Source organism: Candidatus Polarisedimenticolia bacterium (genome assembly GCA_036001465.1).
In the GTDB taxonomy this organism is placed as follows: domain Bacteria; phylum Acidobacteriota; class Polarisedimenticolia; order Gp22-AA2; family Gp22-AA2; genus Gp22-AA3.
In genome coordinates, this window is the sequence record DASYUH010000028.1 from 1 (window position 1) to 11878 (window position 11878).

Here is an 11878-nt window from a genome sequence, read left to right on the forward strand (position 1 = left end):
GGCAAGGCTTCGCATCGTCGGTTGAGACGCAGGAGCGCCTCCCCCAGGCCCTTGTGGGCGGAGGCGTGATCGGGCTGGATCCTGAGAACCGCTTCATAGGACGCCGCGGCGAGGTCGAAGATTCCCCGGTTGAGAAACGTCGTGCCCAGGTTGTAGCGCGCGTCGACGTTGCCCGGCTGGCGTTTCAGCACGTCTTCGTAACAACTCGCGGCCTGATCGAAGGCGCCCTTCCTGAAGTGGACGTCCCCCTCACCGAAGCGGGCCTCCACGAATTCCGGCTGGAGGCGCAGCGCGCTCCGGTAGGAATCCATCGCCTCGTCCAGCCTTCCCTGCTGTTCCAGGTTGAGAGCCAGGCTGTAGTGGGCACGCGGAGACGAGGGGTTCAAGGCGACGATCTTCCGCAGCCCCTCCAGGTTGACCTGGCCATCCCGGCCGGCATGCGTCGCGGGAAGGAACAGCCAGGCCGCGATGCACGCGGCGCCCGCCATGGAGACGCTCCTCCAGCTCATGAGGAATGACCGGCTCGACCCTGAGTCCGGTTCCCGTGGCCTGTCGGGCTTTCGGGCATCCGCACGCCCGGCGCCGGACCAGAAGGAGAGGTAGGAGGTCAGGAAGAGCAAGGCGGGCACCAGGTACACCATCGCCATGCTCGACTTCCGGATCACCCAGTCCAGGAGCTCCTTCTCCCGGGCCGTATACAGCGTGATCCCGAGCCGAGCCGAGGCGTAACCCTCCGCCGCCCACTCCAGCTGCACGATACACACGGCGATCATCACGAGGAAAACCAGCGCCAGGGCGAGCCCGCAAACCTTCGCCCGAGCGGACCAGTGCCTGGCGGACACCGAGAGGGCCAGAGCCAGGGAGGCCACGATGCTGACGTGCAGGTTCCCGCAGTCCAGATGCGACAGCGGCTGCGAGACTCCCGTGATGTAGCTGTGATATGTGATGCTGTTGCCGTGGGTGGTGAGCGCGGTGAGGATGGGCGGATGCTCGACGAGCGGGAGCACTCTCTCGGCCGCGGCGGCCAGCAAACGGATGAACAGTCCCTGCAGAGGAAGCCAGAGCACGTAAGTCAGGGCGTAGAGGGCCCCGACTCGAAGGAGAAAGCTAAGCAGTCGCCTGGTCGCGTGGACGAACGAAGAGCTCCGCCCAGAAGACCCAGACGGCCATCGTAAGCGCGATGACGAGGGCCTGCCAGCCATAGAGATGCACCCAGTCGAACAAGTCCGGCCAATAGGCTCCGCAGAGCATCATGGTCACGACGCGAATCAGGTTGATCAGGAAGATGGCGGGGATCCCGATCAGGATCCCCCAGCCCTTGTCGCGCCAGCGGCTCGGGAACGCCAGGACGGCGGCGACATAGATGTAGGTCGGCTGGAGTCCGTCGCACGCCCCCTCGACGGACGCGCCGAAGCCGCCAAAGCTCAGGTCGTGTCCCGAGGCTGCGGCCTCTCCGAGGAGCGCCAGGATCGATGCCGAGAGGGTCGCGATCAGCCTGGTGAGACGTTCATGAAGGACGACTCCGATCAGCCGGGTCGATGTGAGGGATGAGAAGAGAAGGATCAGGCCGAGAAAGACCAGACAGAATCGCACCGTCACGCGGACGGAAGCCCTCCCGGGCCTCTCCGGGTCGGCGATGGAGCCGTTCTCGCGGACAGGAAGCCCCTTGGCGCGAGCCCCTCGATGGTGATTCTTCAATGTCCCGCTCTCCGGCCTCGGGATTCTCCGGGATGCGGCGCAACCCACGACTCTCAGATTGACGCGAATTGTACTCCAAACGGGAGAGGAGGGTAATGGGCCAAATTAGCCCACTACCGGAGAGGAGCGGGAGGTTGACACCCCCCTGCTCGTCCACTAAAATTCGGCGCGGATTCCGGGATCGTCTAACGGTAGGACACGTGGCTCTGGACCACGGTATCGGGGTTCGAATCCCTGTCCCGGAACCACAAGCGGGCGTGGCGCTATCGTCTAGGGGTTAGGACGGATGGTTCTCAGCCATCAGACCGGGGTTCGAATCCCCGTAGCGCTACCAGCTTTCCCTCTTTCGCAGCCCCTCCGCTGAACCGGCTCGTCCTCACGATGGTCGCGAGCGCCGCCCTGTCCGCGGCCGGGCTGTCGTCCGCCTGCGGGGCGCCTTCCGCCGAGCGGGCGACGGGGGACGTGGCCCGGGCGGTCGAGGCTTCGCTGAAAGGCGGGACAGAACGCTTCGACCATGCCGCGTGGGGGCGGCTTCTCGAGAAGGGAACGGCGGATGGCCTGGTCGACTATCGCTTCATGCGCGACCACCGGGCGGAGCTCGCGGCCTACCTGAGGGCGGCCTCGGATGCCCCTCTGGCTCGCCTGGCCCCGGGCCACCTGGAGGCGCTCCTGATCAACGTCTACAACGCCGTCACGGTGGCGTCGATCCTCGATCATCCGCGCGTCGCTTCGATCAAGGACATCCCGGGGGTCTGGACGGAGCGGCGGCACCGGGTCGGCGGCTTCGACCTGACGCTCGACGAGATCGAGCACCGGATCCTGCGGCCGTTCTTCAAGGACCCAAGGATCCATTTCGCGCTGAATTGCGCGTCGCGCTCGTGCGCGCCCTTGCCGGCCTGGGCGTACGACGGCGATCGCCTGGAGGCGCAGCTCGAGGAGCGGGCCCGCGCCTTCCTGGCCGATCCGAGAAACGTCCGGGTCGAGGGATCGAAACTGCTGGTGTCTCGCTACTTCGACTGGTACGGATCGGACTTCACGGCCGCCGGCTGGCGAGGGACGGCGGCCTCGATCGCGGCCTACGTGGCGCGCCATGCCGCGCCCGAGGTCGCCCGGTTCATCGAGAGGCAGGCGGGGAAGCCGCCGATCGGGTTTCTCGAGTACGACTGGTCGCTGAACGAGGCCCGGCCGAGTGCTCGGACAGGACCCTAGCCCTTCAGGAGGGCGGCGACACGCAGCAGCTCGGCGCAGGCCTTCTCGACCAGGGCGGCGCTCTTCGGGTCCTTCAGGCGGCCGGCCTCGTCGAACGCCTGATCGGCATGGGGGATCTGAATGGTCTGGGGAAGGACGATGGCGTGCAGGGCGTTCAGCACCTGGCGGACGGCGAGCACGCCGCGCACGGCGCCGAACTGTCCCGGCGAGGCGCCCATCAGAAGCGCGACCCTTCCCCGGAACGGATTGCCGGGAGGCCGGGAGGCCCAGTCGATGGCATTCTTGAGCGTCCCGGGGACCGAGTTGTTGTATTCGGGTGTGGCGATCAGCAGGGCGTCGGCGGCGGCGATCCGCCCTTTGAACCGGAGCGCCGCTTCGGGGAGCCCCTCGCGGGATTCGATGTCGCCGTCATACAGGGGCATCGGGACCTCTTTCAGGTCGAGCCGGTCGAGGTCGGCCTTGCCCTGCAGCGACTCGAGGGCCACCGCCAGGAGCTTGCGATTGAGCGAGCCGGCGCGCAGGGAGCCGGCGAAAGCCAGGATCTTCATGCCGCGATACTACCCTATGATCGGGACATGAGAAGCTGTCCCGGCCGCGAAGCGGAGATGCTCGTCGTGCTGCACGCGGAGCACGAAGGGCCGGGACTCCTGTCACCGGCCCTCGAGGCCTGCGGCCTGGAGATCCGTCTCGTGCGCACCTTTGCGGGGGAGGCGGTGCCGCGCTCGGCGGACGGCGCGGCCGGAGTCGTCATCATGGGGGGCCCGATGGGCGTCTACGAATCGGAACGGCATGCGCATCTGCGGGACGAAATCCTCCTGGCGGGGGACGCCCTGCGCCGCGGCCTGCCGATCCTCGGAATCTGCCTCGGTTCGCAGATCCTCGCGGCGGCCGCCGGCGCGCGCGTCTACGCGGGGGCGGCGAAGGAAATCGGCTGGTTCCCCGTCACCTTGACCGGGGCCGGGCGCGCCGATCCGGTCCTGGGCGTGTTCCCGTCCGGGACCGTCTTCTTCCACTGGCACGGCGACACGTTCGACCTGCCGGCCGACGCCGTCCTGCTCGCCTCGACCAGCCTGTATCCGCACCAGGCGTTCCGCCTCGGCGCGTGCGCCTGGGGCGTGCAGTTCCATCCCGAAGTCACTCCGGAGATGGTCGACCGGTTCGTCGAAGCGGGCGCCCCGGAATCGGTCGACTTCGGAGGGGCCGAGGGGGGAGAGAGGATGCGCGTCGAGGCGAGGCGTCACTCGCCCCCCCTCGCCGGGCGGATCGGCGCGATGGTCCGGGGATTCTGCGGGGTGTCCCGGCTCCGGGCTACTTGACTCGCGCCTGCCTGACCCGGCGGTAGACCTCGAGCGGATCGCCGAGCGGCGGCCAGCCCAGGACGGCGAGGGCGTCCTGCACGTAGTCGGTGCGCCGCATCCCCACCAGGACCGACGTCACGCCCGGCGTGCTGCCGAGCACCCAGATCGCCTTGCGGGACAGCGGCTCGCCGCGCCGCGAGGCGGGCAGGAGCGGGTCGATGGTGTCGGTGACCGAGGCGCTGCGCGAGCGGCTGCGCTTCGAGGCCTCGCGGGCGATCGCCTGCAGCAGCCCCTCGAGCGACGGCAGGCAGCGGCTCCACCATTGCGCCCACCGGCCCTGCAGATCGGCCGGGATCTCGCGACCCATGGCGCGCGCCGTGTGGTTGATCCGCGGGACGACGTACTGCTGCTCCACCTGCCGCCAGTGCTCCAGGTCCTCGATCTGGTCGGGAAGTCCGGCGAGCTGGTCGATGAGGTCGAAGAACGGATCCACGGCGTCCTGCGGCGTCCCGGCCGGCGTGGCGATCTGGGTGCGGTACTCCTCCTCGAGACTCTTCAGCTCCGCCGTCCGGTCCTCGATCGTGCCGGTCTCCGGGTCGGCCTCGCCGCCGGCCAGGCGGATGAGGCGATTGCCGACGATGGCGTTCAGCGGGCGGTTGACCAGGACGGCGAGGCCGGCCGCGCCGGCAGCGTCCAGGGCCGTCTGCCCGCGCTCCGGGCCGGTGTTGAGGAGAAGCGCGCCGCCCGATTCGAGCAGGTTCATCGGGAGCTGCAGCACGCGGAAATGATGGTCCGGTCCGCCCGCCTCCACCGCCGCCTTCAGGATGAACGACACCGAGGTGGCCTCGGGGTCGTCCGCCGCTGCTCCGGCGGTGTTCGACGACACGCCGTAGCAGCCGATCGTCCCGCGGCGCACCGCCTCCTCCAGGAACGCGAACGCCTCCCCGAGGCGCCTGTAGAACTCGGCGCGCAGCACGTCGAGAGCCTCGCCCCGGCGGTGCTTCTTTGCGTCGGAGAAGAAGTACTCCGGGTTGTGCAGCAGGCAGACATCGAGGGACTCGAGGCGCAGCCGCGCCAGCGATCGCTCCAGCTGGTCCCCCAGGAACTCGGGATGGATGCAGTGCCAGCACCCGTCCATGTATTTCACCATGCCGGGGAAAGGGGCGCCGGCCTGCTCGCGGTCCATCGCCAGCCGCAGGTTCTCCCCCTGGACGTAGCCGATCTTCGAGACCACGGCCACCGCCTCGCGGCGCAGGCGGCCGTCGCGGGTCAGCTCGTGCAGGACGTCGCCGATCAGCCGCTCGCTGCCCCCGTCGGTGTAGTTGGTGGAGGTGTCGATCAGGTTGCAGCCCGAGAGCAGGGCCGTCCGGAGGGCCTGCCGGTGCTCCGGGGTCTCGTCGTCGACGCGGTAGGAGCCGAAGCCGACCCGGCTGACCAGGAGTCCCGTGCCTCCGAGCGGCGCCTGGCCGTGGGGCGCATGGGTCGTGAAAGCCGCCAGGTGCGCCCGTGTCGCCTCGGCCGTCGCACGTCCCGGAAGGCGAGACCCGTCCATTCAGGCCTTCCCACGGTAGGCGAGCACGCGGCGCACGAAATCCTCCCTCGAGGCGCGGACGTGCAGGTGCCGCTCCTCGACCACCGGCAGGGACGGAAGACGCTCCCGCAGGGCGCGGGCGAAGAGCCCCTGTCCCACGAGCGCCGGCGCTCCGCGGCGTCCCGTTCCGTGCAGGGGGACCCTTTCGAGACCGCAGGACGGTGACCGGCTCTTGAGCACGAATCCGCGGAGGCCGGACTTCTCGAGCTCCCGCAGGCGGCTCAGGGCCCAGGCATTCATCCGGTCGGTGATGTCGACGCGCGTCCGGCGGAAGACCAGACGGGGCGCGGCGCGGCCTCGCTCGAGACGGAGCGGCTCGCGCGGCACTCCGAGGCCGACCTCGACTTCGGGACAGACCGGGACGAGCTCGAACAGCCGGCCGAGGGTCGTCAGGATCGAGCGATCGCGCTTGTGGCCGCCGTCGTATCGCACCTCCCGGCCGAGAAGGCAGGCGCTGATCCCGACCTTGATGCGCCTCACCCTTTCTTGATCAGGGTCTTGAGGTACGCCACGAGCGCGTCGAGGTCGTCGGCCGGCAGGCTGGGATAGGCCATCATCTTGGAATCGGGCTTCACCGACTTCGGATTGGTGATGTACTTCTTGAGGTCGTCGGCCGACATCTTGTCGCCGACGCCGTCGAGAGGGTTCCTGGGGTTCCCCTTGCCGGCGATCGAATGGCACATGCTGCATTTCTTGGCGGCGTAGACCTGCTGCCCCTTTTCGGCCGCCGGCTTCGATCCCTCGTCGGCCTGCGCCGCGGCAAGGCCGAGCCCCACCGCGAGCGCGGTCCCCAGCACCAGACTGTGTCTCATTTCCGTAGCCTCCGTTGGCGCTTCTCCTGGACCCCGTGACGCCCGGTACGATATCACTCCGCTCGGGCCGCCACCAACTCCGCCGGGACCGCCTCCCCGACGCGGAGGGCCAGCTCGTCCAGACGCCCCGCGAAGTTGTGGGCCGCCCCCGGAATCGCCACGACCCGCGCCCCCTGCGGGAGGGTCGCCGCCACCGCCATCACGAGGGGCAACGGGCCGAAAAGGTCCTGGTCCCCCTGGATGAGGGTGAGCGGCCGGTCGCAGCCCGCGAGGAAATCGAACGTCATCATGGTGATCGGCAGCCCGATGCCGATGAGGGCGGCCGCCCGCCCGTCGCCACATCCGGACCGGAGCGACACGTACGCCCCGAAGGAGTATCCCGCGAGCACGAGGGGCCTGCCCGGGTATCGACCCGCGACGTGGTCGAGCACCGCCTTCAGGTCGTCCTGCTCGCCGCGCCCGCCGTCGTGGATCCCTCCGCTCCCGCCGGCGCCGCGGAAATTGAAGCGCAGCGTCGGCAGGCCGGCCGCCACCAGGGCCTCGGCTGCGGCGTGCACAACCTTGTTGTGCATCGTCCCGCCGAACAGCGGGTGTGGGTGGCAGATCGCCGCAGCGGCGCCGGCTTCGGCGCCCGGCGCGGGCCGTTTCAGCATGCACTCGATCCTGCCCGCTGGACCGGGGATGAAGAAGTTTTCGATCTTCGTCATGCGCCGGCCCCAGCCCAGGTGTACTGCGCCCGTCGAAGGGCGCGGCCAAGGATACCTCGCTTCGGGCATGACGGAGAGCGAAGATCTGCGGGACATTCCCGGTCTCACGAAGAAAATTGAAGCTCTTCTCCGGTCAAACCGCGGGGACCTGGGAGCGTCTAGAGGTGACCCAGACGGAGCGTTCCTCGTTCTGGGATAGGTGAAGTGTAGGAGGTCCGCCGGAGCGACACGCTCCTCACCGATCCAGTCTCGAGGGATTGATGCCGAACGTCCTGACCTTTCGGCGCAGTGTCGAGCGATCGATGCCGAGCGACCGGGCGGCCTGGGTTTGGCGTCCGCCGGCGTCGCGCAGGGCCCGGACGATCGTGTTGCGTTCGGCTTCCATGAGCGCGTGGCCCGCTACGATGGGAAGGCCCATCGGGCCGGGCGGTTCGTCTGGAATCAGAGCTGGCGCTGGCTCCAGCGCGAGTTCGCAAGGAGAGATCGGGCGGTCGGCCGCAAGAGTGCGTGCACGGCGCACGACGTTGCGAAGTTCGCGAACGTTCCCGGGCCACGAATAGTCGCGGAGGGCAGCGAACGCCTCGGTGGTGAAGGTGCCCTCATGACCCGCAAGGAAGTGAAGCGCCAGAAGCGCGACGTCCTCGCGACGTTCCCGTAGCGGGGGAAGTTTGATTTCTAGCCCTCGCAGGCGATAGTACAGGTCCTCTCGTAGGGTCCCCTGACGCACCATCTCCTGCGGATCCCGGTTTGTGGCCGCGAGAAAACGCACGGAGACCGTGCGCGGTTCGCTCGAACCGACTGGCCGTACATCCCCATCGTCCATGACGCGCAGGAGCTTCGCCTGGTGTGATAGGCTCAGGCATTCCAATTCATCCAGGAGAAGGGTCCCTCCATGCGCCACTTCGAGGAGCCCCACGTGGTCGCGGTCGGCTCCCGTGAAGGAGCCTCGGCGGTGACCGAAGAACTGGCTTTCGAAGAGATCCGGCGGGGTGAGCGAGCAATTGTGAGCGACGAAGGGGCCACTGGACAGACTGGAGAGCCTGTGCACAGCGCGCGCGACCAGCTCCTTGCCGGTCCCCGTCGCCCCTGTGATGAGGACGTTGACATCGTTTCGCGCGGCCAGGAAGACGAGGTGCCTTACCTGCACCATCGCCCTGCTCATCCCGACGATCTCCGGCATGCCGGACTCAGCATGGGACCGTGGGATCGATTCCGTGCTCACCGCTCTCCTGGCTGCCGCCAGCAGCGCCGCCGGCTTCACCGGCTTCACCAGATAATTCGTGGCGCCGCGTTGGACCGATTCCACGACGGTGGCCACCTCGTCTGCCGCGGTGACCAGAATGACCGGCACCTCCGGCCATCGCTGCTTGAGCATCGTCAGGAGTGCCAGGCCGTCAAGGTCGGGAAGCCCCAGGTCCAGGAAGATCAGATCTGGTACTCGTGATTCCATGGCGAGGAGAGCTTCCGTACCGCTCGCGACTGTGCGGACCCCGTGGAACTCTTCTCTCATCGCGAGAGCCATGAACTGCGCCGCGGTGGGGTCGTCCTCGACGATCAGGATGGAACGATCTCTCATCGTGCCAGTTGGGTCTGGGTGAGCGGAAGCTCAATACGACACAGTGTCCCGCCGCCGTCCGCCGCTGACATCCTCAGAAGCCCCCCCTGGGCCTCGAGGAGGCGGCGCGCCAGGAACAGCCCGTAACCATGTCCCTGGGGCTTCGTCGTGTAGCCGAGTTTGAAGACCGACTCCTGGTCAGGTTCTGAGATTCCGGGGCCGTGGTCGCGCACCAGAATTTCCAGATGCTCCCCCTGGGTTGTCGCCGCCACGAGCACCTCCCCGCGTCCCTGCATCGCTTCGGCGGCGTTGCGTACCACGATCATGAGGACCTCGCGCAGGACTGGCGTGGGAGCACGCACGACGGGTGGCACCGGTGCCAGGACGAGGGACCATTGCACACCCGGAAAGGAGGATCTCACCTCCCGGACCACCTCACGGACGATGCGACCCGTTTCCGTTCCGTCGCCCCCGGATCCCTGCTGCCGGGACGAACCCGGCGGCCCGAGCGTCACCCTGGCCAGATCCTCCAGGCTGTCGATGGCCCCTTGCAGACCGTCCAGGATCTCGCGATCGACCTCCGAACCGGAAAGCCTGGGCTCCATGAGCTGGGCGAAGCCACGCAGGCTGTGAGCCGCGTTCTTGAAGCCATGCGCCAATCGCGCCACGTTCTCGCCCATCTTGCCCACCGAGTGGGCTTCATCCAGTTCTCTTTCGAGCACCGCCAGGCGCCCCTTGAGCTCTGTCTGTCGTCTCGCCAGATGCTCCTCGTGCCGCCTCCACCGGTGAACCACGAAGCCCGTGCCCGCGCCCATGACCAGAAGGAAGCCGGTGTGCACCGTCATGGCGAGGACCGATCCGCCGAGCCCCAGCAGGGATTGCTGCAACCACAGGCCCGCCACGCCACCGCCGGTGACGATGGCGATCCCTGCCGGAGGCACCGTCATGGCCGCGAGGATCACCTCGAGCGACAGACCGGCTATGAAGGGAGAAGCAACACCTCCGGTCAGAAACATCAAGGCCGTCCATCCCCCCAGTCCGAATAGGGCCGAGAAAAAGCGGGCAATTGAGGTGCTGCCGGTACGGCGGGAGAGGATGGATGTCTGGAAATTCAGAAGCGCCGCGAACCCAAACACCCAGAGGACGGAATTGCCGACGCGGAGCTCCTCCCGCGCAAAGTAGGCCACAAGCGCAGCGGCGCAGAGAGCCAGGTGGCGGATGAAGGGAACGCGACCGAACGGTCCAGCGTTGCTGGACAGAGCGCTACTCATGAAACTCATCCCCTGACCAGAGTGGCGACCCGGCTGCGCTGGCGGCAGCCCAAGCAATCGGTTGTCTTATGTGTCTCATGTACAGAAACAACTCGTGATTGTCAAGGGGCTATTGGCCCTTGTGGGCTATTGGCCCTTGCCCACCCCCAGTTCATCGGTTGTTGTGCCGAAGTCCACGAGAGCCCAACAACGGGGCTGGGCGGGATTGGGCCATCCGGCGTCCTTTCTGGCGGTTTCCTCCCTCCCGCCCGCATGGCGCGACCGCTGCTCCAAGGAAAGGCTCGACCTTGTCCCGGAACGTCCGCGTGACGAAGATCTCCCGCGCGGGAAGAGACTCGAACTCGCCGGTCTGGGAACGCGGCTGACCTTCATTCATTCTAAAAGAAACAAGAGAGGAAGCCGGATCATCCCCGTCATCATGAGATAGGCGGAGCTTGGGAGCGTCCGCATGACTCTCTCGCACTGGTCCCCAGGTGGCGCAGAATCCACCGACTGGAGTGAAACGCTCCAGCTCTCCTTCCACACCACAAGCTCAGCTGGCTCTAATCGTTGCGAGGGTTGTGGTCTCGGATGGCGCTGGTGCTTGCACCACTGGGCTCGAGCTCCGAGAGATGGGCTTGCAGCCTAATCTGCTCAGTAGAAGGATCTTGTGGGCTTCGGCGGCAGGTGGCACGTCGCATGCTAGGGAGGTCACGCAAGATGGCTTATTACTGCGCGGCCCCGTGTGGTCCTGAGGATACAGAAGCCGCAGATCAGATCCGATCGAAAAGGAGGGTTGGGAGATGAGACAAAGAAAAGGAGGGGTTCGGATGATTGACACACGGCACGGCAACGAATGGATGGTGCGATGGGTCGCCGCCGGCGCATGGCTTGTGGCGGCTCTAGTAGCCCTCGCCCCGGCTCCGGCGCAGGCAGGGACCGTCACGGCGCACATCACGGCGGACAACGCTTACAGTTTCGGCTTGGGTAACCTGAAAGACGGTCCGGACGCCCTAGCGGACGTCGAGAACTGCACCGCCGCTAATATCTTTTCATGTTCCGGCGGGCCGGAGAACTACGTTGTCCCTGTCGTAGATGGATGTACACAGAAAGCGATGTACGTCGTCACCTACGACGACGAAGCGGTCACACAGGGGTGGCTCGGTTCGTTTCTATACAGTGCTACACCGAACAAGCCGGTGTACACCGGGGACCCAGTCTGGGAAGTCTGCGCCGTCGGCACGGACCGCGACGATAACTGCGGCGGACCAGTCAACAATCCGACGCTCGCAGAGGTCCGTGCTGCGGTAACGATGTGTAACAGGAATTTCAATGACCCTCTGAACACGACCCATAGCAAGGGTTGGGTCGGAATCAATGGGCAGTTGGGCAGGTTAGGAAAGGTGGCGGTTGGAGAAATGAACGACCTCGTCAACCCGCCCCAGCCGGGTTCCTTTCCACAAGTCTGTACTCAGACCCAGGATCCCAACTTTGGTATCGCTGAGGCGGCAAAATGGCAGTGGTACAATGACGGCGCTGTCGACTCGTTCAATGCAGTCGCCGCCGGTAATTTTCCGGAAGACAGCGAGTACTTGATCTTCCGGATACAAGCGTGCGCGAGCCCAGTCCGTCCCATCACGCGATGCGGCGTCACGAAGTTCGGTACCGGCACGCTTGGGGTCGTCGGCGTCGGCCCCCGTTCCTTCAGCGTATCAGGTACAGCGGTCTTGAGCGTCCAAAAGACTGTCAATCCGGATG

At 66.7% G+C, this 11878-nt stretch carries 12 protein-coding genes and 2 tRNA genes; 5 read left to right on the top strand and 9 right to left on the bottom strand.

Translation table 11 applies throughout. The features are described 5' to 3' along the window. Nucleotides 1-1067 (bottom strand): tetratricopeptide repeat protein (locus tag VGV60_05580; protein ID HEV8700725.1); only part of this gene is annotated, 1067 nt, incomplete at its 3' end. Between the two features lie 40 nt (nt 1068-1107). Continuing rightward, nucleotides 1108-1599: an exosortase H gene (xrtH, locus tag VGV60_05585; GenBank protein ID HEV8700726.1), complete on the bottom strand. Its 492-nt coding sequence runs from the start codon at nt 1597-1599 to the stop codon at nt 1108-1110. 273 nt (nt 1600-1872) lie between these two features. Between xrtH and VGV60_05590 the strand changes: the two genes are divergently transcribed. From VGV60_05590 to VGV60_05600, 3 genes are all read left to right on the top strand, one after another. Continuing rightward, nucleotides 1873-1946, top strand: a tRNA-Gln gene (locus tag VGV60_05590). An 11-nt stretch (nt 1947-1957) separates the two neighbouring features. Further along, nucleotides 1958-2032, top strand: a tRNA-Glu gene (locus VGV60_05595). Nucleotides 2033-2079: 47 nt separating this feature from the next. Continuing rightward, complete coding sequence (locus VGV60_05600) at nt 2080-2907, top strand: DUF547 domain-containing protein (protein ID HEV8700727.1); 828 nt, start codon at nt 2080-2082, stop codon at nt 2905-2907. Here the strand turns inward: VGV60_05600 and VGV60_05605 are convergent. Then, a complete protein-coding gene (locus VGV60_05605; GenBank protein ID HEV8700728.1) occupies nt 2904-3455 on the bottom strand; it encodes an NAD(P)H-dependent oxidoreductase in 552 nt (183 codons plus the stop codon). The two genes, VGV60_05600 and VGV60_05605, sit on opposite strands and share 4 nt — an antisense overlap. A gap of 27 nt (nt 3456-3482) precedes the next feature. Here VGV60_05605 and VGV60_05610 point away from each other — a divergent pair, with 27 nt between their 5' ends. Then, entirely contained in the window at nt 3483-4223 is a 741-nt protein-coding gene (locus VGV60_05610) for a gamma-glutamyl-gamma-aminobutyrate hydrolase family protein (GenBank protein ID HEV8700729.1), read from the top strand. On the opposite strand, the gene VGV60_05615 is transcribed toward VGV60_05610, so the two are convergent. The 6 genes from VGV60_05615 to VGV60_05640 all read right to left on the bottom strand — a co-directional run bounded on the left by VGV60_05615 (nt 4216) and on the right by VGV60_05640 (nt 10198). After that, a complete protein-coding gene (locus VGV60_05615; protein HEV8700730.1) occupies nt 4216-5757 on the bottom strand; it encodes an aldo/keto reductase in 1542 nt (513 codons plus the stop codon). The two genes, VGV60_05610 and VGV60_05615, sit on opposite strands and share 8 nt — an antisense overlap. Further along, nucleotides 5758-6276, bottom strand: a complete 519-nt coding sequence (locus VGV60_05620) for a DUF523 domain-containing protein (protein HEV8700731.1) — start codon at nt 6274-6276, stop codon at nt 5758-5760. Then, complete coding sequence (locus VGV60_05625; protein HEV8700732.1) at nt 6273-6608, bottom strand: cytochrome c; 336 nt, start codon at nt 6606-6608, stop codon at nt 6273-6275. Before VGV60_05625 ends, VGV60_05620 begins: the two co-directional genes overlap by 4 nt. A 53-nt stretch (nt 6609-6661) precedes the next feature. After that, nucleotides 6662-7315: an alpha/beta family hydrolase gene (locus VGV60_05630; protein HEV8700733.1), complete on the bottom strand. Its 654-nt coding sequence runs from the start codon at nt 7313-7315 to the stop codon at nt 6662-6664. Nucleotides 7316-7550: 235 nt separating this feature from the next. Beyond that, nucleotides 7551-8891: a sigma-54 dependent transcriptional regulator gene (locus tag VGV60_05635; protein HEV8700734.1), complete on the bottom strand. Its 1341-nt coding sequence runs from the start codon at nt 8889-8891 to the stop codon at nt 7551-7553. Next, nucleotides 8888-10198 carry an ATP-binding protein gene (locus VGV60_05640; protein HEV8700735.1) on the bottom strand — a complete coding sequence of 437 codons (1311 nt, stop codon included), beginning with the start codon at nt 10196-10198 and terminating at the stop codon, nt 8888-8890. Before VGV60_05640 ends, VGV60_05635 begins: the two co-directional genes overlap by 4 nt. Before the next feature lie 752 nt (nt 10199-10950). Here VGV60_05640 and VGV60_05645 point away from each other — a divergent pair. Continuing rightward, the coding region (locus VGV60_05645; protein HEV8700736.1) for a hypothetical protein at nt 10951-11878 on the top strand (928 nt) is incomplete at its 3' end.

Coding starts and splice junctions, on each gene's coding strand:
- VGV60_05625 (HEV8700732.1), bottom strand. CDS start 6,608: ATGAGACACAGTCTGGTGCTGGGGACCGCGCTCGCGGTGGGGCTCGGC.
- VGV60_05605 (HEV8700728.1), bottom strand. CDS start 3,455: ATGAAGATCCTGGCTTTCGCCGGCTCCCTGCGCGCCGGCTCGCTCAAT.
- VGV60_05610 (HEV8700729.1), top strand. CDS start 3,483: ATGAGAAGCTGTCCCGGCCGCGAAGCGGAGATGCTCGTCGTGCTGCAC.
- VGV60_05600 (HEV8700727.1), top strand. CDS start 2,080: ATGGTCGCGAGCGCCGCCCTGTCCGCGGCCGGGCTGTCGTCCGCCTGC.
- VGV60_05615 (HEV8700730.1), bottom strand. CDS start 5,757: ATGGACGGGTCTCGCCTTCCGGGACGTGCGACGGCCGAGGCGACACGG.
- VGV60_05630 (HEV8700733.1), bottom strand. CDS start 7,315: ATGACGAAGATCGAAAACTTCTTCATCCCCGGTCCAGCGGGCAGGATC.
- VGV60_05635 (HEV8700734.1), bottom strand. CDS start 8,891: ATGAGAGATCGTTCCATCCTGATCGTCGAGGACGACCCCACCGCGGCG.